The sequence below is a fragment of the Bacteroides sp. CACC 737 genome (assembly GCF_013874375.1).
Classification (GTDB): domain Bacteria; phylum Bacteroidota; class Bacteroidia; order Bacteroidales; family Bacteroidaceae; genus Bacteroides; species Bacteroides uniformis.
Window position 1 is genome coordinate 145,586 of sequence record NZ_CP059408.1, and the last position, 21,636, is coordinate 167,221.

General features: G+C 50.2%; 17 protein-coding genes. 8 read left to right on the forward strand and 9 right to left on the reverse strand.

Annotated elements, in window-relative coordinates; translation table 11 throughout:
• Window positions 1–111: 111 nt before the first annotated feature.
• From H1A11_RS00750 to H1A11_RS00760, 3 genes are all read left to right on the forward strand, one after another.
• Window positions 112–1,176, forward strand: a complete 1,065-nt coding sequence (locus H1A11_RS00750) for a DUF1573 domain-containing protein (protein WP_119961791.1) — start codon at window positions 112–114, stop codon at window positions 1,174–1,176.
• Window positions 1,177–1,306: 130 nt separating this feature from the next.
• Complete coding sequence (gene meaB / locus H1A11_RS00755) at window positions 1,307–2,410, forward strand: methylmalonyl Co-A mutase-associated GTPase MeaB (RefSeq protein WP_119961792.1); 1,104 nt, start codon at window positions 1,307–1,309, stop codon at window positions 2,408–2,410.
• 24 nt (window positions 2,411–2,434) lie between these two features.
• Window positions 2,435–3,019, forward strand: a complete 585-nt coding sequence (locus H1A11_RS00760) for a Crp/Fnr family transcriptional regulator (protein WP_005824006.1) — start codon at window positions 2,435–2,437, stop codon at window positions 3,017–3,019.
• 16 nt (window positions 3,020–3,035) lie between these two features.
• Here H1A11_RS00760 and H1A11_RS00765 read toward each other — a convergent pair whose 3' ends face one another.
• Complete coding sequence (locus tag H1A11_RS00765; protein WP_117749198.1) at window positions 3,036–3,947, reverse strand: DMT family transporter; 912 nt, start codon at window positions 3,945–3,947, stop codon at window positions 3,036–3,038.
• 139 nt (window positions 3,948–4,086) lie between these two features.
• Between H1A11_RS00765 and H1A11_RS00770 the strand changes: the two genes are divergently transcribed.
• From H1A11_RS00770 to H1A11_RS00785, 4 genes are all read left to right on the forward strand, one after another.
• Window positions 4,087–4,917 (forward strand): AAA family ATPase, encoded by an 831-nt coding sequence (locus H1A11_RS00770; RefSeq protein ID WP_117749180.1) that lies wholly within the window; start codon window positions 4,087–4,089, stop codon window positions 4,915–4,917.
• A gap of 11 nt (window positions 4,918–4,928) precedes the next feature.
• Complete coding sequence (locus H1A11_RS00775; RefSeq protein WP_181757599.1) at window positions 4,929–5,942, forward strand: DUF4435 domain-containing protein; 1,014 nt, start codon at window positions 4,929–4,931, stop codon at window positions 5,940–5,942.
• 27 nt (window positions 5,943–5,969) lie between these two features.
• A complete protein-coding gene (locus H1A11_RS00780; RefSeq protein ID WP_181757600.1) occupies window positions 5,970–7,247 on the forward strand; it encodes a mechanosensitive ion channel family protein in 1,278 nt (425 codons plus the stop codon).
• Between the two features lie 335 nt (window positions 7,248–7,582).
• Entirely contained in the window at window positions 7,583–8,008 is a 426-nt protein-coding gene (locus H1A11_RS00785) for a DNA-binding protein (RefSeq protein ID WP_087332919.1), read from the forward strand.
• A 120-nt stretch (window positions 8,009–8,128) separates the two neighbouring features.
• On the opposite strand, the gene H1A11_RS00790 is transcribed toward H1A11_RS00785, so the two are convergent.
• Both H1A11_RS00790 and H1A11_RS00795 read right to left on the reverse strand, forming a co-directional pair.
• Window positions 8,129–9,301: a hypothetical protein gene (locus H1A11_RS00790; protein WP_181757601.1), complete on the reverse strand. Its 1,173-nt coding sequence runs from the start codon at window positions 9,299–9,301 to the stop codon at window positions 8,129–8,131.
• Between the two features lie 120 nt (window positions 9,302–9,421).
• On the reverse strand, window positions 9,422–12,127 hold the full coding sequence (locus H1A11_RS00795) for a TonB-dependent receptor (protein ID WP_119961797.1): 2,706 nt from the start codon (window positions 12,125–12,127) through the stop codon (window positions 9,422–9,424).
• A gap of 235 nt (window positions 12,128–12,362) precedes the next feature.
• On the opposite strand from H1A11_RS00795, the gene H1A11_RS00800 reads away from it, so the two are divergent.
• Window positions 12,363–15,146: an ATP-binding protein gene (locus tag H1A11_RS00800; protein ID WP_181758066.1), complete on the forward strand. Its 2,784-nt coding sequence runs from the start codon at window positions 12,363–12,365 to the stop codon at window positions 15,144–15,146.
• Window positions 15,147–15,281: 135 nt separating this feature from the next.
• On the opposite strand, the gene H1A11_RS00805 is transcribed toward H1A11_RS00800, so the two are convergent.
• From H1A11_RS00805 to H1A11_RS00830, 6 genes are read right to left on the reverse strand one after another with little or no spacing between them, the layout of a single operon-like run.
• Window positions 15,282–16,721, reverse strand: coding sequence for an NADH-quinone oxidoreductase subunit N (locus H1A11_RS00805; RefSeq protein WP_117599323.1), 1,440 nt, complete (start codon window positions 16,719–16,721; stop codon window positions 15,282–15,284).
• A gap of 39 nt (window positions 16,722–16,760) precedes the next feature.
• Window positions 16,761–18,239: a NuoM family protein gene (locus tag H1A11_RS00810; protein ID WP_117964860.1), complete on the reverse strand. Its 1,479-nt coding sequence runs from the start codon at window positions 18,237–18,239 to the stop codon at window positions 16,761–16,763.
• A gap of 51 nt (window positions 18,240–18,290) precedes the next feature.
• Entirely contained in the window at window positions 18,291–20,204 is a 1,914-nt protein-coding gene (nuoL, locus tag H1A11_RS00815; protein WP_119961798.1) for an NADH-quinone oxidoreductase subunit L, read from the reverse strand.
• Between the two features lie 58 nt (window positions 20,205–20,262).
• Entirely contained in the window at window positions 20,263–20,571 is a 309-nt protein-coding gene (gene nuoK, locus H1A11_RS00820; RefSeq protein WP_005823972.1) for an NADH-quinone oxidoreductase subunit NuoK, read from the reverse strand.
• 5 nt (window positions 20,572–20,576) lie between these two features.
• On the reverse strand, window positions 20,577–21,089 hold the full coding sequence (locus H1A11_RS00825) for an NADH-quinone oxidoreductase subunit J (RefSeq protein WP_005823970.1): 513 nt from the start codon (window positions 21,087–21,089) through the stop codon (window positions 20,577–20,579).
• 30 nt (window positions 21,090–21,119) lie between these two features.
• The gene (locus tag H1A11_RS00830) at window positions 21,120–21,623 is read right to left on the reverse strand and encodes a 4Fe-4S binding protein (RefSeq protein ID WP_181757602.1); all 504 of its coding nucleotides are present in this window, start codon (window positions 21,621–21,623) and stop codon (window positions 21,120–21,122) included.
• Window positions 21,624–21,636: the final 13 nt, after the last annotated feature.

Genomic DNA, 21,636 nt, shown 5'->3' on the forward strand with positions numbered 1-21,636 from the left:
GTACAAATTGCGCTCCTCTATTTTAGGTACTCTCGCTAAAAACACCTATTTTTGTCCGGCTAATATTGAATAAGAGTAGCAGAATTAGGAAATCTTGATATTAAAAAATAGATGAAGAGGATATTGATCACTTTATATGTGCTTGCAAGTGTGGCATTGGCTGCCGTAGCGCAAGCTCGTTTTACCTCGAATACAGAGATGTACAGTTTCGGCCAGATAGAATGGAAGCATCCCGTGACTGTGCAATATACCATCACCAATACGGGTGACCGGCCTTTAGTGCTTACAGAAGTGGAGCCGGATTGTGCCTGCTCCGTAGCTCAGTGGACAAAAACGCCTATTGCTCCGGGGGCAAAAGGAACGGTGAATGTGACTTTTGATGCTAAGGCATTGGGGCATTTCCAGAAATCCGTGGCTATTTACAGCAATGCGCAACCCAATCTGGTCTATTTGAAATTCAATGGTGAAGTAGTACAGGAAATCAAGGACTTTACCAAGACGCATCCCTATCTTATCGGTCAGATACGTATTGACAAGAACAGCCTCGATTTTCCCGATATTCAGCATGGTGAGCAGCCGGTGATTCATATCGGCGTGGTCAATCTTTCCGACCGTCCTTATGAACCGGTACTGATGCATCTACCCCCTTATTTGCAGACAAAAGTAGAACCTAATGTATTGCAAAAGGGAGAAAAAGGAGTGATTACACTTACATTGAATTCGGAAAGACTGACTGACCTCGGACTGACTCAAGCGTCGGTCTATCTTTCTCGCTTCTCCGGTGACAAGGTGGGCGATGAAAACGAAATTCCCGTTTCTGCCATTCTTTTACCGGATTTCTCCGGAATGACGGAAGTGGAGAAGGCTAATGCTCCTGCCATCAACCTTTCTACCAAAGAAGTTGATATGAGTGCGATATTGGCCAAGAAGTCAAAAGCACGTCAAGATATTACCATTACCAATACCGGGCGTTCTCCTTTACAGATAAACAAGCTCCAGGTATTCCACCCGGCAGTGGGAGTTAACCTCAAGAAGAGTGTATTGCAACCCGGTGAAAGCACTCGCCTGCGGGTAACGGTAGTGAAGAAGAATATAGGCAAGAAGCGCCGTCATCTGCGTCTGCTGATGATTACCAATGACCCGATGCAGCCGAAAGTTGAAATCAACATCAAGTAATGTTCTAATGTGAGGAATGTGCCAATATGCTAATGGAGATAGTAGAGATTGTCATAAAAGCCTATTAATATATTCAGCACATTCCTCATATTAGCACATTAGCATATTAACCATATTAGCACATTAAACCATGGAACATCCCGAAAATAATGAAGCATATAAAGGCTTGGTTGTCAATGCAGGCATTGAGCAACCTTCATCGGTCAATCCTTACTTGAAGAACCGTCCCAGGCGGAAGAAACGCGAGCTTTCTGTATCAGACTATGTGGAGGGCATAGTGAAAGGTGATGTTACGGTACTCAGCCAGGCTGTGACGCTGGTGGAAAGTGTGAAACCGGAGCACCAGACTGTGGCGCAGGAGGTGATAGAGAAGTGTTTGCCCTATTCAGGTAACTCTGTTCGTGTGGGCATCAGTGGTGTGCCCGGTGCTGGTAAAAGTACCTCTATTGATGTATTTGGCTTGCATGTACTGGAGGAACACGGAGGCAAGTTGGCCGTTCTTGCCATTGACCCGAGCAGCGAACGCAGCAAAGGCAGTATTCTCGGTGATAAGACGCGTATGGAGAAGCTCTCCGTTCATCCCAAGTCCTTCATACGTCCCAGTCCCTCTGCCGGTTCGTTGGGTGGTGTGGCACGCAAGACGCGTGAGACGATTGTGCTTTGTGAGGCTGCCGGTTTCGACAAGATATTTGTAGAGACGGTAGGGGTGGGGCAGAGTGAGACTGCCGTACATTCCATGGTAGACTTCTTCCTGCTGATACAGCTGGCGGGTACGGGCGATGAGTTGCAAGGTATCAAACGCGGCATCATGGAAATGGCCGATGGCATTGTCATTAATAAGGCTGATGGCGACAATCTGGAGCGGGCCAGGCTGGCAGCAACGCAGTTCCGTAATGCGCTGCACCTCTTCCCGGCTCCGGAGAGCGGTTGGACACCCCAAGTGCTGACTTATTCCGGTTTCTATAATCTTGGTGTAAAAGAAGTGTGGGATATGGTCTACAAATACATTGATTTTGTGAAAGACAACGGCTACTTTGAATACCGCCGCAACGAGCAAAGCAAATACTGGATGTACGAGACCATTAACGAACAGCTGCGTGACAGCTTCTACCACAATCCGCAGATTGAAGCGATGCTGACTGGCAAGGAAAACCAAGTGCTACAAGGCAACTTGACTTCTTTTGTGGCTGCCAAGAACTTGCTGGACACCTATTTTGCAGAACTGAAGAAATAAGGGCATATCCCTTTCTCTATATCGATGACTAAGGAAAACAACATGGAAGTGGCGCGGCGGTTTACCCGCCGCCTTCATGAACTCCCTTCTGAGGAGCTGGAGCTCATTGCCGGTTTGTTTGTACGCCGTGAGGTGCACAAAGGAGAACTGTTGATTAGTGAGAAAGATATAGCCAGGGATATTGTTTTCGTAGAGAAAGGACTGCTTCGCCAGTTCTATTTCAAAGAAGGCCGGGACATTACAGAGAACTTTGCCTGCGATGGTGACGGCGCTATGTGTATCGTCAGCCTTTTCACCGGACGCCGTAATTGCCTTCAGCTGGAATCCCTGGAGGAAGGCGTCATCTGGAGCATTTCGTATGCAGGGCTGGTCGAACTCTCTGAGCGCTATCTGCATATAGCCCGTCTGCTTCGTCATTTGTTGGAGGGGTCTTTAATGCTTTCCCAATATAAAGCAGACTCTTGGCGTTTCGAAACCTCACGCGAGCGGTATGCGCGTTTCGTCAGGGATTATCCGGAGATAGCCCGGCGTGCCTCAGTCAACCACATAGCATCTTATCTGTTAATGACTCCCGAGTCTCTGAGCCGGGTACGTGCCGGAGTACTGTGACGGTGGAACGGCTGTTCTATACGGCTTTCCCTTCTTTCTCAAAGTCCTTGCGTGACTTGCTTTGTGTCACGATGTACACTCCCAGGAATACCAAGGCTATGGCTATCCCCTTTTCCAAATTGAACACTCCCAAGCCTAAGATGATGGCAACGGTTGAGGCCACGATGGGCTGCATGTAGTTGTACATGCTCACCACAGTGGGGCGCAACAGTCTCTGCGCACTCATTATGAAGATATAGGCAAGGAAGCTTCCACCCACAACCACATATCCCGCTTGCAGCAGGGCGGCTGTGGAGATGCTGCTCCACTGTATGGAAGCCACGTCGTGGTAAGAGAACGGGATGTAGCACATGGAGGCATAGACAAACATCCATTTGTTCAGGGTGATGGGAGAGTATTTCTGCGACAACCCCTTGAATACGGTCAGATAAATGGAGAAGCTGATTTGGGCGAGCAGGCAGAGAAGGTCTCCGATAAGGCTGCCATTGCCGGCACCGGTGGTCTGGCTGCTCATGATGAGTATAAATGCTCCCATAGCCCCTACAAAGATACCCAGCACTTTCTTGTTGGTGACCGGTTCTTTCAGATAGATTGCAGCCACTATCATGGTGACGATAGGCAGCGTGGTTGTAACGATGGAGGCGTCTATGGGTGAAGTCATGGAGAGTCCGAAGATATAGACACCTTGATTGAATACCAGGGCGAAGAGTGCGGCGAAGAATATCTTCAGCATGTCCCGGTGGTCCACCTGTTCGCGTTTGCAGAATAAGGAGAGGAGCCAGAAGCAGGCGGCTGCGCCTACCATGCGGAATGTGGTTACTGACAACGCAGAAAACTCTACCAAGGCTGACTTACCTATAGGTGCCATCAGGCCCCATAAGATATTTGCGGTAAGGGCGAACAGGTGCCCTTGAATGTTCTTATTCATACTCTTTTGTTCTTTGCGGGTGCAAAAGAACAACTATTTTCTGAAAAGAGAAAATCTTTCATTATATGATTTTTCTACCTTGCAGGCGTAGAAATAAGAGATTATCGTGTATATTTGCTTCTAATTAAAGCAAGAAACCATGGAAGTACAAGCCAATTACATCAAGCGTATCGAAATACACGGATTGTGGCATCGGTACGATATTGCCTGGGACCTGCGTCCTGACGTTAATATACTTTCCGGTATCAACGGAGTGGGGAAGACCACTATCTTGAACCGTTCGGTCAACTATCTGGAACAGACATCGGGTGAAGTGAAGAGTGACGAGAAGAACGGGGTACACGTCTACTTCGACAACCCCGCAGCCACCTTTATCCCTTATGATGTAATCCGTAGCTATGACCGCCCCCTCATCATGGGCGACTTTACGGCACGCATGGCCGATGCCAACGTGAAGTCGGAACTGGACTGGCAGCTCTATCTGCTCCAGCGCCGTTATCTGGACTACCAAGTGAACATTGGCAATAAGATGATAGAGCTGCTCAGTGGTGATGAAGAGCAGCGTAGCCTGGCTCCCTCCCTTTCCATTCCCAAGCGGAAGTTCCAGGATATGGTGGACGAACTTTTCAGCTATACCCATAAGAAGATAGACCGCAAAAGCAACGACATCGTTTTCTATCAGAACGGCGAGCGCTTGTTGCCCTACAAATTGTCTTCGGGTGAGAAGCAGATGCTCGTCATCCTGTTGACCGTACTGGTGCGTGACAATGACTGCTGTGTGCTTTTCATGGACGAGCCGGAAGCCTCCCTGCACATCGAATGGCAGCAGAAGCTTATCGGCATGATTCGCGAACTGAACCCCAATGTCCAGCTTATCCTCACCACCCATTCGCCCGCCGTCATCATGGAAGGCTGGCTGGATGCGGTGACCGAAGTGAGCGAGATTTCATCCCTAATCCCTAATCCTTAATCCCTGGATGCGTGGCTACTTCCCTAAGACATAACCTTACTTCCGCTTATCTGGACGCCGCTCGCAAACTGTCTCCCAAGAGAGCACGCAGGCGCATAGTGGCGTATGTGGAGAGCTATGACGACATCGCTTTCTGGCGGACGCTGCTGTCCGAGTTCGAGAATGAGGAACGTTATTTTCAAGTGATGCTTCCCTCGGCCACCTCTCTGGCAAAGGGCAAGAAGATGGTGCTGATGAATACGTTGAACACATCGGAGCTGGGCCGCAGCCTGATAGCTTGTGTAGACAGCGACTACGACTTCCTGCTGCAAGGTGCCACCAAGGTGTCGCATAAGATAAACAAGAATCCCTATATCTTTCAGACTTATGGCTATGCCATCGAGAACTTCCACTGCTTTGCCGACAGTCTGCATGAAGTCTGTGTGCAGGCCACGCTGAACGACCGGCATATCCTGGACTTCCCCGCTTTTCTGAAGCGTTATTCGCAGATTGCCTATCCGCTGTTTCTGTGGAATGTCTGGTTCTACCGCCAGCACGACACGCACACTTTCCCGATGTACGACTTCAACGCCTGCGTGCGTTTGCAGGAGATAAATCTGCGTCACCCTTACCGTAGTCTGGATGAAATGCAAAAGACGGTGTCAGCGAAGCTGTCCGAACTGCAAGCCCGTTTCCCCCGCTACATCGACCGGGTGGAGCAGCTGGGCACGGAGTTGGAACGTTTGGGACTGACTCCGGACAATACCTATCTTTATATCCAAGGACACCATATCATGGATTGTGTAGTGCTGAAAATCCTTATCCCGGTATGTACGGTGCTGCGTCGTGAACGCGAGCAGGAGATAAAGCGCCTGGCGGGGCACAACGAACAGTTCCGCAACGAACTGACGGGGTATGAAAACAGTCAGGTCAATGTATCCGTGATGCTGAAAAAAAACAGTGGCTACAAGAACCTTTATCTTTATCAGTGGTTGAAAGAAGACATTATGGAGTTCCTCGAGCGGGAGGAACAGTCGCGTAGATAAGATTGCCGTTATGATAAACATACGATTATGGAGATATTGAAGAAGATAGACGACCTTTTAATCGGGTGGGGCATATCCCCTTCCCGGGCTGATATGCTCGACCAATTCATTGCCTTTGCACTGATACTTGCCGTTGCATTTCTGGCGGATGCCCTATGCCGGAAAATCCTGCTGAAAGTAGTGGCACAACTGGTGAAGAAGACCAAGGCTACATGGGACGACATCGTATTCGACCGTAAAGTGATGGTGCACCTCAGCCGCATGGTGGCTCCCGTCATCATCTATCTGTTTGTTCCATTGGCATTTGCCGAAGTCGGTTCATCGGCAATGGATTTTATCCGGCGTATCTGCCTTATCTACATTATCATAACATTCTTGAGCTTCGTCAACTCCTTCCTGAAGGCGATATATAGCGTGTACAGTGAGAGGGAGCAGTTCCGCGACCGCCCTTTAAAGGGGATGTTGCAGACCATGCAAGTCATCCTATGGCTGGTGGGTGGCATTGTGGTCGTGGGCGAACTGATAGGCCGCGACCCGCTTTCGCTGCTTGCCGGATTGGGTGCTTCGGCAGCCATCCTGATGCTGGTATTCAAGGATTCCATTATGGGCTTTGTCTCCGGTGTGCAGCTTTCGGCCAACGACATGCTGAAGGTGGGCGACTGGATTGAGATGCCCAAGTACGGTGCCAACGGTACGGTGATAGAGGTAACGTTGAACACCGTAAAAGTGCGCAACTGGGACAATACCATTACCACCATCCCTCCTTATCTGCTTGTCAGCGACTCCTTCCAGAACTGGCGCGGCATGCGCGAGAGCGGTGGGCGGCGAGTGAAGCGCAGCATCAATATCGACATGACCAGCGTCCGTTTCTGTACCCCGGAGATGCTGGCAAAATATCGCAAGATACAGCTACTGAAAGATTATGTGGAGCAGACGGAGGAAGTGATTGAAAAGTACAATGTGGAAAACGGCATCGATAACTCCATCCTCGTCAACGGACGTCGCCAGACCAATCTGGGTGTGTTCCGGGCGTATCTGACGGCTTATTTGAAAAGTCTTCCCGACGTAAACCAGGAACTGACCTGCATGGTACGCCAACTCCAGCCTACCGACCGCGGTATCCCGATAGAGCTTTATTTCTTCTGTGCGCTGAAGGATTGGGTGCCCTATGAAGGGGTGCAGGCGGATGTATTCGACCATGTGCTGGCAATCATCCCCGAATTCGATTTGCAGGTATTCCAGTCTCCGTCCGGCAGAGATTTCCAGCGGGTACTGCCTGCTGCTTCCGAAGAAAAAGGAGCTTGATTCCGACCATCAAAAAGGCCTATATCTATTGTATTTCTCATAGGGAGTCATTACCTTTGAACCCTATACTGAAAGGTCAGAACATCCCCATCTTTTCTCCCAAAACATCCCCATGTTTTGGGGTATTACATCCGGGTGTTTTGGGTGAAAACATCCCCATGTTTTGGGGCAATACATCCGGGTGTTTTAGGTATTCAGTTATATAGTGAAAGGTATTCGGTCACGGAGTCTTTACCGTAAGGTATAGGCTTTGTGTGCGTAGGCTGTAGATGTGTTTCACGCCGGGTGGGAATATCTTTCGTTTTTTTGCTAACCTAATTAAAAGAAAGATTGGTATGTCAATGAATTATGTGGTCCGCAAGAAGGTGGACAAGAGTGGAGACAAGGAAGTGGTGCGCTACTATGCGGCATCAAAAGTGCTTCAGCCTGAACCGGTGAGCAACGATGAACTTGCCAAGAGACTGGCTTTTGTCAGCTCCCTGCAGGTGGGCGATGCCCAGTCCGTGCTGGTGCAACTGCCGGATATTATAGCGGACTATCTGGCCAGTGGACGCACGGTGAACATCAAGGGACTTGGAAATTTTTTCCCCTCCATCACCAGCGAACCGGTGGAGCGGATAGAGGACTGTACGGCAGATAAAGTGCGCATTTCGCGTATCTGCTTCAGGGCGGCAGGCAGTTTCATGCAGCGCGTTTGCCGTCGTCTGGACTTGTTCAGCTTTCAGGTTCAGGAATTGAAGAAGGAGCTGAAGAAGAAGTAAACGGTACTTTTAGTTTCTTTCTTGAAACAGCGCGTACCCCTTGAAGCCAGAAAGGCATTCGAGGGGCACGCTGTTGAAGAAGTTGTGTGTTTTTTTATAGTCTTGCGAGTGCTTCTTTTTTTACTTCACCCAGCTTCCGTTCATCCAGCTGCATTCTTTCTTGATGTCCTCGAAAGAACTATAGCTCAGGTTGGCGTCCACCTTGTTGCTTGTCACGGCGATAAAGTCGGCATGGGTGTAGATGCCTTCTTTGCTGCTCAGCTCGGCGGTGAGGGTGATGTTGGTCAGCTTGGAAGTGCCGTTCTTCAAGGCGTTTTCGGTAAGGGCGGTTTCCACGGTTAGGGGTTGGCCTTTGCCGCAGATCTTGGCGTTGTCTATTTCCACTTCCGTGCCGGCACGCAGACGGATGCCTTGCTTGCTGCCGCCGTTGCCGACGAGGATGAGGTTCTTCAATACGGGGTGGGCAACGGGAGTGGCGGCGTTGTTGCTGCCGTTGTTGTCGCACTCCATCAGGCAGTCGCAGTCGTAGCCCAGTGTGGATTCGGCTTCTTGGTAAGCCACGAGGTTGGTGCCTTTGCCGTTCCAGCCTTCGGTCCAGTCGAAGGAGTCGTCGCTACAGCTTACGGCTACGAGGTTGCTCACGTTTACCGAGCCGCCGAAGAACTCAAAGCCGTCGTCGGAACCTTTGTAGGCTTGGCAGTGGTCCACGATGGTACCGTTGCCTACGCCGTAGAAAGAGATACCGTTGGCTTCGTGCTCTTCATCGAAGGCAAAGCCGGTGTATTCCAGACGAATGTATTGCAGCGTGCCCGAGTTGTCGGCATCATCGTTGCCGCCGTAAACGGCACCGCCTATTTCAGAACTTCCCTTGCCGCCTTCGGCATTGGTGTGGGCGCGTCCGCAGATGTGGATGCCTCCCCATGCACCCGGCTCTTCTTTTTCGCTGGTCATTACGATGGGTTTGTCCGGCGTGCCTACGGCGTTGATTTTACCGCCCTGCTTCACGAGGATGTAGTCTGCGATGTCATCGTAGACGGCGATAATCTTCACGCCTTCCTCTATGTGGAGCGTGGCGCCTTCTTCTACGATGTATTCGCCGCTCAGCTTGTAGGTGTTTCCGGCAGCCAGGGTCACGTCGGAGGTGATGGTACCTTTCAGTATCGTACCGTTTTCGATTTCATTGCCGTTTCCGTTGCCGTCATTGTCGTTGTTGTCGTCGCTGCTGCAAGCGGTGAGGATAGACATTCCGGCTACAAAGGCCAGAGAGTAGAATTTCCATTTCATTGTTTTCATAATTCAATTGTTTTAGTTGTTATATCCAATTTATCTATCTGTCATTCAGATTGATTCTCTTAAATCAGCTTGTTTGTCAAAGAGTGTTCTCCGTTCTCTTCAGGGGGAGGGTGGGAGACTTTATAGGTTGTAGCTTATTCCCACCTCAAAGTTCGTTCCCTTGTGGTAGCGTTCCACTTCCATTTCCTGCCCCGTGGTGGGCACATCTTGCTTGAAGATGACATCGCGGTTCAGCAGGTCGTTCACTTGCAGCTTCAGGTTGAAGTGTTTGTTCAGGCTATATCCGGCGCTGAAGTTCAACGTGTGCAGCGTCTGTTGCCTGACATCGCCCAGACCCGACACGCCTACTGCATGGATGCGGCTGCCTTGCAGATTGTAGAGCAGGGCGAGGTTGAGTTGCCTGTCTTCACCGAAGCGTGTCGAGTAGGTGAGGTCGGCATTGGCAAGGATGGGCGATGCACCTTGCAGCGAACGTTCCTTGTTGGTGTAGGCACCGCCTTGGGGCAGCTTCACGTTGGTGTACATGTAGCTGATGTTGGCACCCAGGTGCAGGTCTTTGACGAGCCGTTTGCGCATCTCCAGCTCCACGCCGGCAGCCATGCCGTTGTCGGCATTCTTGAAACTGTGCAGCGTGGCGCCGCCTTGCAGGTCTTGGATGCGTTCGATGGGGCTGTCGAGGTATTTGAAGTAGCCTGTCACGGAGAGCATGTCGCCGTCCTTGCCGAAGCGTTCGTAACGTAGGTCGAAGTTGTAGTTGTAACCGTTCTGCAACTCTTCGTTACCGCGGATTTGTGCCGAACCGTAGGACTCTTGGTAGAGGAAGGGTGCCATCTCGATGAACGAGGGGCGGGTGACGGTGCGCGAGGCAGAGAAGCGGATGCTGTTGGCGGGGTTCACCGCATATTTCAGGTTCAGGGCGGGGAAGAGGTCGTTCTTGTCTAAATTGCGTCGACGGGAGTACCAGTCGCCGCCGTCGCTGGCGTAGCGCACCCATTGCTTGCTCATTTCGTAGCGCAGGCCGAGGTTCACCAAGAGGGCTTCGGTGGGATAGAAATCGGTCAGCAGGTAGGTGGAGTAGATTTCGTTTCCGGCACGGTAGCTGTCTTTGGGCTGCATCACACGCTGTACCACGATTTGTCCGTCGGCAATGTTCTGCTGGTTGAGGAAGCCGTCGGTGTTGTAGATGTCGGTGATGACGGGGTTCAGTTTGTTCAGGTTGTAGTAGAAGCGGGTAGCGCTATAGTCGCGGTTCTTGTCCTTGTAGTTGAAGCCGAGCTTGAGGTGGCTGGTGTCGTTCCACTTCCAGCGCATGGCGAGGTTGGCGTTCCACTCTTCTTCGTCCAGGCTGCCGAAGTAGCGCATGGTCTCTTGGCGGTTCAGCTTGAAGAGCCTGAGGCTGCCGTCGTTGTCCCTGACGTACATCACTTGGCGGCGGTCGGGCTCTTCACTGCCGGTCTTGCTGTACGAGCCTCCCCAAGTCAGTTGCCACCTGTCGCTCTCGCCGAAGTTATGGATTCCGTTCAGTTGATGGTTTTGCAGGGTGTATATGTGCATGATGTTGTTGCTGCCGGTCAGCTCGTGTCCTTCGGCATCAGTACCTTCGCGGCGCTGATAGGTGTCGATGGCGTTGCGGGCGTAGAAGAAAGTGTAGCCTATGCGGTCGCTCCGGCGCAGGGTATAGCCCAGGTAGCCGAGGGCGGCGAGCTTCAGTTCCTGCGCAAAGCTGTCGTAGGAGAAGTCGTCCTGCACGGTGCCGGTGGCTTCGAGTGTCTTGTAGAAGGCATCTTCCATGTTCTGGTAGCCGTTGCTGGCGCTGAAGGAGGCAAGCAGGCTGAGTGTCTGGTTGCCTATACCGAAGTTCTTGCCGAAACCGAGGTTTCCGCCCAGTTCGGGCAACGAACTCTTCTTGCTGGCGGCAAAGGAGGTATCGAAGATATTGTGGGTCTTCACGTATTTGTCAAACTCCATCAAGGGCATGTCGAGGGCGGCCGCGTCTACGCCGGGTGTCTTCAGGAGCGAGCCGCTGCGGTCCATCTGATAGCGGTCTTTGCCTAAGGTGTTGAACTTCCCACCCGTGTTGAGGCTCAGTTGGAAGAAATCTTCCGGTATGTTTTCTTTGGTGCTGATGTTGATGTGCGCACCGCTGTAGTCGGCAAAGGCGGCTGCGTCATACACTTTACTGACAGTGATGTTCTGTACGGTGGACGAGGGGAACAGGTCGAGTGGCACCAGCTTGTTGTCCGGGTTGGGCGAGGCGATGGGCAGTCCGTTCAGCGTGGTGGTGCTGTAGCGGTCACCCAGTCCGCGGACGATAAGCTGTCCGGCGCTGGCGATGGAGATACCCGTTATTTTCTTTACTCCTTCTTCCACATTGCCGATACCTTTGAGGGACATCTCTTTGGAACCGAGGTTTTCGATGGCGAGGGTCGCTTTTTGCCGTTCCATTTGCAAGGCGCGTTCGCCTTCGAGGTTCTTCTTGGCGGTAACCTGCACTTCGCCCAGGGTTTGCGTGTCCGGCTCCATGTCGAAGTTAAGCACGGTTTCACCCTTTATCTCTACGGCTTTTATCGTCATGTCTTTGTAGCCGATGTAACGGACGGTGAGGGTATAGGTCCCGTTTTTCAGCTCCAGTGTATAGTTACCATCCAAATCGGCGACGGCGCCTTGTACCGTTCCGCTCACTTGCACGGTGGCTCCCGTCAGCGGTTCTTTGGTTTGTCGGTCGGTGATTGTCCCTTTGATGGTTCCCGCCGTGGCAGCCATGACGGAAAGTGTGAGGAATAAAATAAGGAAGAAAATCTTTCCCAAGTCTAATTTCATGCTCATCTCTTTTCTTTGTACGTTTTTTTAATCCGCTGCAAAGATGAGGCAATGACGTTACACCGGTGATACATGGAACATACGTTTCATTTTCAAATCTATTACGATTCGGTTACCGCACATTTTTCCGGATTGTTTGTTATCCTTATATATAGGCTGCTTGGGACGAAAAAAGTTTCTAATGGTTGCTTATTAGAGTTTTATGGCTATTTTTGTATCTCAAACCAATATTGATAAATATATGGCTGTTCATCGTGACGATAGTGAACGTTTCCGGCGTCTTTCCATCCTTGGCCGGATAGGTTGGTGGGAGGCTGATTTTTCTTCAAGGCAGTATCTCTGTTCCGAATATGTCTGTAAGTTGTTAGGCTTGGAAGGGGAATACCTGAGCTTTGAGGATTTCGGTAAAATGATACGCGAAGACTATCGGGCGCGTATCAGCCGGGAGTTCCTTGCCATTCAGAATATGGAGGTCTATGAACAGACGTTTCCCATCTATTCTACTGAAGGAGTGGTCTGGGTCTACTCGCGCGTGGGGTATAAGGAGCATTTGCCGGATGGTACATTGAAGGCTTTCGGAGTGTTGCAGCGCGTAGAGATGCCGAAGGAGGAGGCTGCGAAGCAGGCTTTGCAAAGAGTGAACGATTTGCTTTATCGGCAGACCTCAATATCCCATTCCCTATTCCGCTTCCTGAAAGACGAGGATATAAGCGCGGGCATTTACGACATATTGAAAGATATTCTTGATTTCTTTCGCGGCGGACGTGTCTATATATTCCAATACGATGAGATGTGCCGGTACCAGAGCTGCACATACGAGGTGGTGGCTCCAGGAGTGGCTCCTGAGAAAGAAATGCTTCAGGGAGTCCAAGCCGACAGCCTGCCGTGGTGGACGTCACAGATTATGGCACAAAAGCCCGTTCTGCTGGAAACACTGGGGCAACTGCCGGAGCACGCCTATGCCGAATATGAAATTCTGGCGAAACAGAATATAAAGTCCTTGATGGTAACTCCGCTGGTTGCCAATGACCAGGTATGGGGATATATGGGCATTGATTTGGTAGACCGTATCCGAATGTGGACTAACGAGGATTACCAATGGTTTAGTTCGTTGGCAAATGTCATCAGCATTTGCATAGAGTTGCGCAAAACGAAGGATGAGGCTGTGCGCGAACGTACTTTCCTCAGCAACTTGTTCCGCTATATGCCTTTGGGGTATGTGCGGATGTCCATTGTCTGTGATGAAAAGGACAACCCCTACGGGTATTATGTGACAGATGCGAATTCTATCTTTGCCGATTTTCTGGGAAAACCCGCGTCGGCGTTTATCGGCAAGACTGCCTCGTCTTTTTCAAGGGAGGCGGCCCCCAGACTGGAATATCTGCTTGAGATAGTGAACACCGGGACACATAAGGAAATGGACATGTGTTTTGAGCTCACCAACAAGCACTGCCATGTGGTGATATACTCTCCGGAAAAGAATGAAGTGGTGGCGTTATTCCTCGATACGACAGACTCGGTACAGACTCATCTGGCTTTGGACCATAGCGAAAAACTGTTCAAGAATATCTTTGCCAATATACCAGCCGGAGTGGAAATCTATGACAAAGACGGATTCCTGGTAGACATCAACAATAAGGATATGGAGATATTCGGGGTCCGTGACAAACAGGATGTCATTGGAGTGAACTTATTCGAGAACCCGAATGTGTCCGCCCAATTGGCAGAACGTATACAGACCGAGGATATGGTCGACTTCCGCCTGAATTATGCTTTCGACCGGACTGAAGGGTATTACTCCACTTCCAAACAGCCGAAGGATGTGATACATCTTTATACGAAAGTGAGCAAGGTGTATGACAGTAAAGGTAACTTTACCGGCTATGCCATGATTAACATTGACAATACGGAACGGATTGATGCCATGAGCCGTATCTGTGATTTCGAGAATTTCTTCTTGCTTATATCGGATTATGCGAAGGTAGGTTATGCCAAGCTGAACTTGCTTGACCGGAAAGGCTATGCCATCAAGCAATGGTATAAGAATATGGGAGAGGACGAGAATACCCAGTTGGCGGATATTGTGGGGATATATAGCAAGATGTACCCCAGCGACCGCAGAAGGATGCTCGATTTCTTCTGTAAGGCCCGTGTGGGTGAAGCCAAACATTTTCAGGGAGAGATGCGTATTGAGCGTCCGGGCGAGAAGGGGAAATGGAATTGGGTACGTACCAATGTGGTCGTCAATCTGTTTGAACCGGAGAACGGACAAATAGAACTGATAGGAGTCAACTATGATATTACGGAATTGAAGGAGACGGAAGCTATGTTGATTGAAGCCAAAGAGAAGGCAGAAACCGCCGATCGTTTGAAGAGTGCCTTCCTTGCCAATATGAGTCATGAGATACGTACGCCTCTGAATGCGATTGTCGGTTTCTCCAGTCTGATGGGAGAGACCGGGGACATGGAGGAAAAAAGGCGGTATATGGCGATTATCGAAGAAAACAATGACTTGTTGTTGCAGCTGATTTCCGATATACTGGATTTGTCCAAGATAGAGGCCGGGACATTTGACTTTGTGAAAAAAGAGCTGGACGTGAACGTGCTGTGTGAGGACATCGTGCGCTTCATGAAGATGAAGGCTAAACCGGGGGTGGAAGTTCTTTTCGACCGTCATCTGCCGGAATGCCGGATTGTCAGTGACCGTAACCGTTTGAATCAGGTCATAGCCAACTTTGTCAACAATGCCATCAAGTTCACCACTGCGGGAAGTATCTGTGTAGGATATGACAAGGTAGATGAAACTCGTTTACGTTTTTATGTGGCCGATACGGGCATTGGCATCGAGCCGGAAATGCAGGATCAGATATTCGGTCGTTTTATAAAGCTGAATACGTTTGTACATGGTACGGGTCTGGGGCTTTCTATCAGCAAGAGTATTATAGAACAGTTGGGTGGCACAATCGGTGTGGACAGTGAGCCGGGGAAAGGCTCATGCTTTTGGTTTATGCTGCCGGTTGTATAGTATGAAAATATGCCCAAATACACACTCACCACAGATTATGCAGATTAATATAACTCAAAGCTCTTGATTATCAGAACTTCTAAAGATAATTTGTGTCAATCTGCGTAATCTGTGGTGAGTGATGATACCCTCCGGTTATAATCCGAATGAGAACTTATCGATGGATTGATATACCACACTTGCAATGCTCAGTACCACAATACCCAGCGTGCAAATGGCCAGGCTGGCACGTGTATAGTTGTCGCTGCGGAATGCTGCAATCGGTTCGTCGCTCTTGTTGATGTACATTGCCTTTACAATCTTCAGATAGTAATAAAGCGAGATGATTGTATTGATAAGGGCAATGAATACCAGCAGATGGAAGCCGCCTTCGAAAGCTGCCGCAAAGATGAAGAACTTCGAGAAGAAGCCCGCAAACGGCGGGATGCCTGCCAGAGAGAACAGTGCCAGCGTCATCAGGAACGCCAACTTCGGATTAGTGGTATACAGCCCGTTATAGTCTTCAAGTGTGAACTTGCCTGCCCGCAGTGCCACAATCGTGATAACGGTAAATACGGCAAGATTGGCGAACATATATATCAGCACGTAGTATACCAGCGACGTCATACCTTGTGCGCTTCCGCTGATGACACCCAGCATGATGTAACCTGCTTGCGAGATACTGGAGAAAGCCATCAACCGCTTCAGGTTCTGCTGGCGCAGGGCGAAGAGGTTGGCGATTGTGATGGAGGCGATGATAACCCAGTACAGCACTTCCTGCCATTGCTCCACCATCGGAGCGAATACCTTGATGAGGATAGTCATCAGTACGAAAGCGGCAGAGCCTTTAGAGATGACACTCAGATAGGCTGTCACCGTGCTTGGAGCACCTTCGTAAACGTCTGCTGTCCAAAGATGGAAAGGCACCAGTGATATTTTGAATCCCATGCCAGAGAAGAAGAATACGAATGCCATAATCTGCAACGGGTCACCGGTGAGGCGTGCCGGTATGTCGGCAAAGTAGAGAGTGCCTACCGTACCGTAAATCAAAGATAATCCGTATAGCAGCAATCCGCTGGAGAACAGTGCCGTGAGAATATATTTGGCACCTGCCTCGGCAGAGTGATGGCGGTATTTGTCGAAGGCAACCAATGCTGCCATTGGGATACTTGCCGTTTCCAGGCCGATAAAGAACATCAGGAAGTGGCCGGCGGAAATCATGAAGTACATACCCAGCAGGGTGGAAAGTGTCAGAATGTAGAACTCACCTTGTTTGATGGCAGTGTCCGGACGGCGCATCCATTCGTGGGCCATCAGGAATACAATCAGTGTACCTATACTGAGGATGGATTTCACGATGCTTTGTATAGGCTGGTTGTGGTACATGCCGCCAAAGGCATCGGCCATAGGACCGGGAACGATGGTGATAAGTGTATGTATGGTCAGCAGAACAACTGGCAGCATTGTGTTCAGCACCGGTTTGCCGTCATTCTTGTGTGCATCCGGACTCATGAAGAGGTCGGCGACAAAAAGGATGACGATGACCAATATCAGCGAAAGCTCTTCTTTGAGCAGGAGGAATTGAGAATAATCCATGACTATGTATTTATTGTTTTACAATTTTCTATTTACAATTTACAGTGCATTAACTATCGGCAATACGCTGTCTCCAATCATGCCGCTAATCCACCATGGTGCCATACCAAGGGCGGCAACGCATGCTATGAGGATAATGACCGCTGTGCGTTCATCCCAGGTAGCGTCGCTCAAAGTGAGGTGATGTTTGTTAGTGCAGGTGCCATAGAGAATCTTTCCTACCAGTCGCAGGATATAGACTGCTGTAATCACGATGGAACTGCATGCAATGACTGTCCACACGCGGTGGAACGTATCGGGATGCTGGAACGAACCGGTGAAGATGGTCATTTCGGCAATGAAACCGCTGAGTCCGGGTAATCCCAGATTGGCAAGACCGGCGATTACATAGCAGACAGCCAGGAAAGGCATAATCTTCATCAGACCGGAGAGTTCGCGGACGTCACGCGTATGGGTACGTCCGTATATCATACCGATAAGGGCGAAGAACAAGGCTGTCATCAGTCCGTGAGAGAGCATCTGCAGAACAGCACCCGTGCAAGCTGTTTGGTTCATCATCAGAATGGCGAACAACACCAGACCGCAATGGCTGACGGAAGAGTAGGCGTTGATATACTTCAAGTCGGTTTGTACACAAGCGGAGAATGCGCCGTATACTACGGAGATTCCGGTAAGAATCAGGAATATCCATCCCAGTTCCTGTGCAGCTTCGGGCATCAGGTACATGGCTATGCGGAAACAACCGTAACCTCCCAGCTTCATCAATACACCGGCATGGAGCATGGATACGGCAGTCGGTGCGGAGGCGTGACCGTCGGGGCTCCATGTGTGGAACGGGAACAGAGCGCCCAGCACACCGAAACCGAGGAAAGTGAGCGGGAACCAGATACGTTGCTGTTCGATGGGAATATTGTGCATCTGTGCTATTTCCAATAGATTCATAGAGGTGGCTCCGGCACCGTAGTAGATACCCAGGATACCGATAAGCAGGAAGGCGGAGCCGCCCATCAGCATCAGTGTCAGCTTCATGGCAGAGTACTCCTTGCGTCCCGACCCCCATACACCGATAAGCAGATACATGGGAATGAGGGCTACCTCGTAGAACATGAACATGGTGAACAAGTCTATTGAGATGAAGAACCCGAACACACCGATGGAAAGGAAGGTGAACCAAAGGAAATATTCTTTAGTCAGCGGTTGCAGCCTCCAGGAGGCGAATGTTCCGGTAAAGACAATGATGGCCGAAAGCAGCAGCATGGCTACCGAAATACCGTCTACTCCTACCGAATAGTGGATGTTGAGTGCAGGATACCAGGCCATGTCGGCACGGAACAGCATTTCATCCGTGGCACCGGCGTGGCGTGCATTGAGGTACATTACGGTCAATGCTGCAGAAAGAACCAGCAGAGCCGATGCACCGGTCACCATCACCGCACGTATTTGTGCGATGTTGCGGCTGAGCCAAAGACCCAGCAACATCAGCAAGGGGATGAGTACAAATAATGATAAAAAGTTCATCTTTATATTTACGATTTAACGATTTACGATTTACGATTGAAAGATCTCGGGTTATAGCAATAGTAGCAGTATCAATGCCAGCGTGCCCAGCAGGAATACAAATGTATATTGCTGGATGCGTCCGCTCTGCAGACCGCGTATCTCGTCACTGGTAGCCTCGGCACTCCAGGCAAGGAAGTTGAAGAAGCCGTCGACCACGTGGCGGTCCCACCAGGCGATGGGGCGGCAGATGCAGCCGAAGATGATGCGGTGGGTGATGAACTGGTAAACTTCATCCAGGTAGAAGCGGTGGTAAGCTGCTGTCCATAGGCCTTTGAAACGGCGTGCCAGTGCGTTGGCAACGGGCTGCCGGCTACCTGCATAGATGTAGGTGGCAATGGCTATGGCAACCACTGCTACGACGATACTTGTACCTGCCACACTCCAATCAAGATGGATGCTATATGCTTCACCGTTGGAACTGATGAAGTGTCCGAAAGGAATGAAACCGGCAACTATCGTAACAACAGCCAGGAGCATCAGGGGCAGGGTCATCGCCAGTGGACTCTCGTGGGGGTGAGGCACGTGGCTGTCGCCCCCATCACTTGCCGACTTTTGTCCCGGCTCTGAGCCGGCCCAAAAGATACCATAATAAAGACGGAACATATAGAATGCTGTCATACCTGCAATCACTGTCATAATCCATCCCATAGTGGGGCTGAACTGGAAGCATGCCGTCAGGATTTCATCTTTGGAGAAGAATCCGGAGAACGGCGGGATACCTGCAATGGCAAGGCAGGCGATGAGGAACGTGATATGCGTAATGGGCATATACTTCCGCAGTCCGCCCATGGCAGACATCTCGTTACTGTGTACGGTATGGATGATGCTACCCGCTCCGAGGAACAGCAATGCCTTGAACATGGCATGTGTGAACAAGTGGAACATGCCTGCCATGTAGCCCAGTCCCCCTTCGTGCGGGTCGGCTGATGTACATACACCCAGCGCCACCATCATGAAACCGATTTGGGAGATGGTGGAGAATGCCAGTACACGTTTGATATCACTCTGCACACATGCCACACTGGCGGCATAGAATGCCGTGAAAGCTCCTACGTATGCCACGATGTGCAGCACGCTGGGAGCATACTCTATGAACAACGGGAACATGCGTGCCACCAGATAGACCCCTGCAACCACCATCGTGGCGGCATGAATCAGTGCACTGACTGGCGTAGGACCTTCCATGGCATCGGGCAGCCAGATGTGCAACGGGAACATGGCACTCTTTCCGGCGCCACCGATGAACATCAGTCCCAAGGCAAGCGGAATCATGGCCGCACCGCCCTTTGCCAGCGCCATCTCATTGGGGCTGAAGGTGTATGTGCCGGCATAATATCCATAGACAAGGATACCTATAAGGAAACCTAGGTCAGCAAAACGGGTAACGATAAATGCTTTCTTCGAAGCAGCAATAGCTGCGGGTTTCGTATAGTAGAAACCAATCAGCAGGTAGGAGGACACGCCCACCAACTCCCAGAAAAGATACATCTGGAAGATATTCGTAGCCACTACCAGTCCGAGCATGGACATGGTGAAGAGCGACAAGAAGGCGTAGTAGCGCTGGAAACCGCGTTCGCCCTTCATGTAACCGAAAGAGTATATGTGTACTAGCAGCGAAACGGTGCTGATGACTACGAGCATCATGACCGAAATCGGGTCAAGCAGAATGCCCATGTCGATACTGAGGCTTTCTGTGAAGGGCAGCCATTTGAAGTTATAGGGCATCAGTGTCTCGTACGTACCGTCAGCAAGGCGGGGAGCGCTGAAGTACATTCCTGCGGTGAGATAGGAAAGCACTGCGACCAGGCCCAGTACTGCAGTTCCGATAAGGCCGGCAATGCGGTGCGACATCCATTTACCTCCAAGTCCCAGGGCGAGGAAAGAGAGGAAAGGGAGCAGAAGGATTAATATTGTATATTCCATATATACTATGTTTATCAATTATTACTATTCAAGAAACATCGTTTGGCGATTTTGGCTCTTACCATTTCATCTCATCCAGTTTGTTCACCTGGATGCTGCGGATGTTACGGTAGATGTTGATCATGATGGCAATGGCTACAGCCGTTTCGGCCGCCGAGATGGCAATGGAGAATAAAGAGAAGAAATATCCTTCCAGTCCTCCAGGGAATAAGAAACGGTTGAACACCGCAAAGTTGATGTCCGTGGCATTCAGAATCAGCTCGATGCTGATAAGTATCGCCAGTGTGTTGCGGCGGGTAAAGAACCCATAGATGCCTGCGAAGAACATGATAGCCGAAACTATCAGATAATATTCCATGTGTATCATAATTCTTATCTTTTACGTGCTATTAATAATCCGCCTACGATACATGCCAATAATAAAATGCTGACAGCTTCGAAGGGAAGCAGATAACCATACTTGTCACCGCTCAGCATGTGGTGACCGATGGTCTTGATGTTGACTTCCAAAGGCTCCACGTCGGTAGTGGCAATGAACTTATGCTTTAAAGTGATGAATACTACGATGATGGCACCGCCCACGGTGGCACCCAGTCCGGCAAGGAATCTGCTACGCTTTAACTTCTCGATGACATCGCCTTCGCCACTGGTAAGCAGTATGGAGAAGACGTAGAGTACCACGATACCGCCGGCATAGACCATAATCTGCACGGAACCGAGGAAGGTGTAACCCAGCAGAAAGTAGATGCCTGCCGTACCGAAAAGCACGAACAGCAGGTAGGTGGCCGAGCGCACCATGCGGTGGGTCGTTACCGTCAAGATGGAAAATACGGTGATAAAGGCCGCAAGGAAGTAGAATACTACTGTTTCAAGAGTTATTTCCATGTTGTTTAATTACAAGTTACTATTAACGAATTACTTTGTTGTCTCTTCTTTGGGAGCAGTGGGTTTCTTTTTTTCTTCTACATGGCTGCCTGGACGGTTCAGCGTCATGACCAGTTTCGTGCGGTCGAACACAGCATGCTCAAAATCCTGGTCGAACGTGATGGCATCATGAGGGCAGGCATTCACACAGAGTTGGCAGAACATGCACGAACCGAGGTCGTACTCGTACTTAGCCAATATCTTCTTTTTCTTGCCGTCTTCCGTTTCAACCATCTCGCCGGTCACCTTGATGGTGTCATTGGGACAAGCCATCTGGCACAAGCCGCAAGCCACACACCGATGTTCATTTTTGTCATTATGGGGCATGGTCAGCGTGCCACGGAAACGGTCGGAGAGTTTCAATGTCGAGCGGTTTTCCGGATATTGTTCGGTAGTCTTTCGTCGGCAGAATACGGTCATGGTTGTCTTCATACCCGTCAGCAGAGAAGTGACGCCGTGTATGAGTCCGCCGATATAAGAGTTCTTTTCTTTCATTACTTTTGCCTTT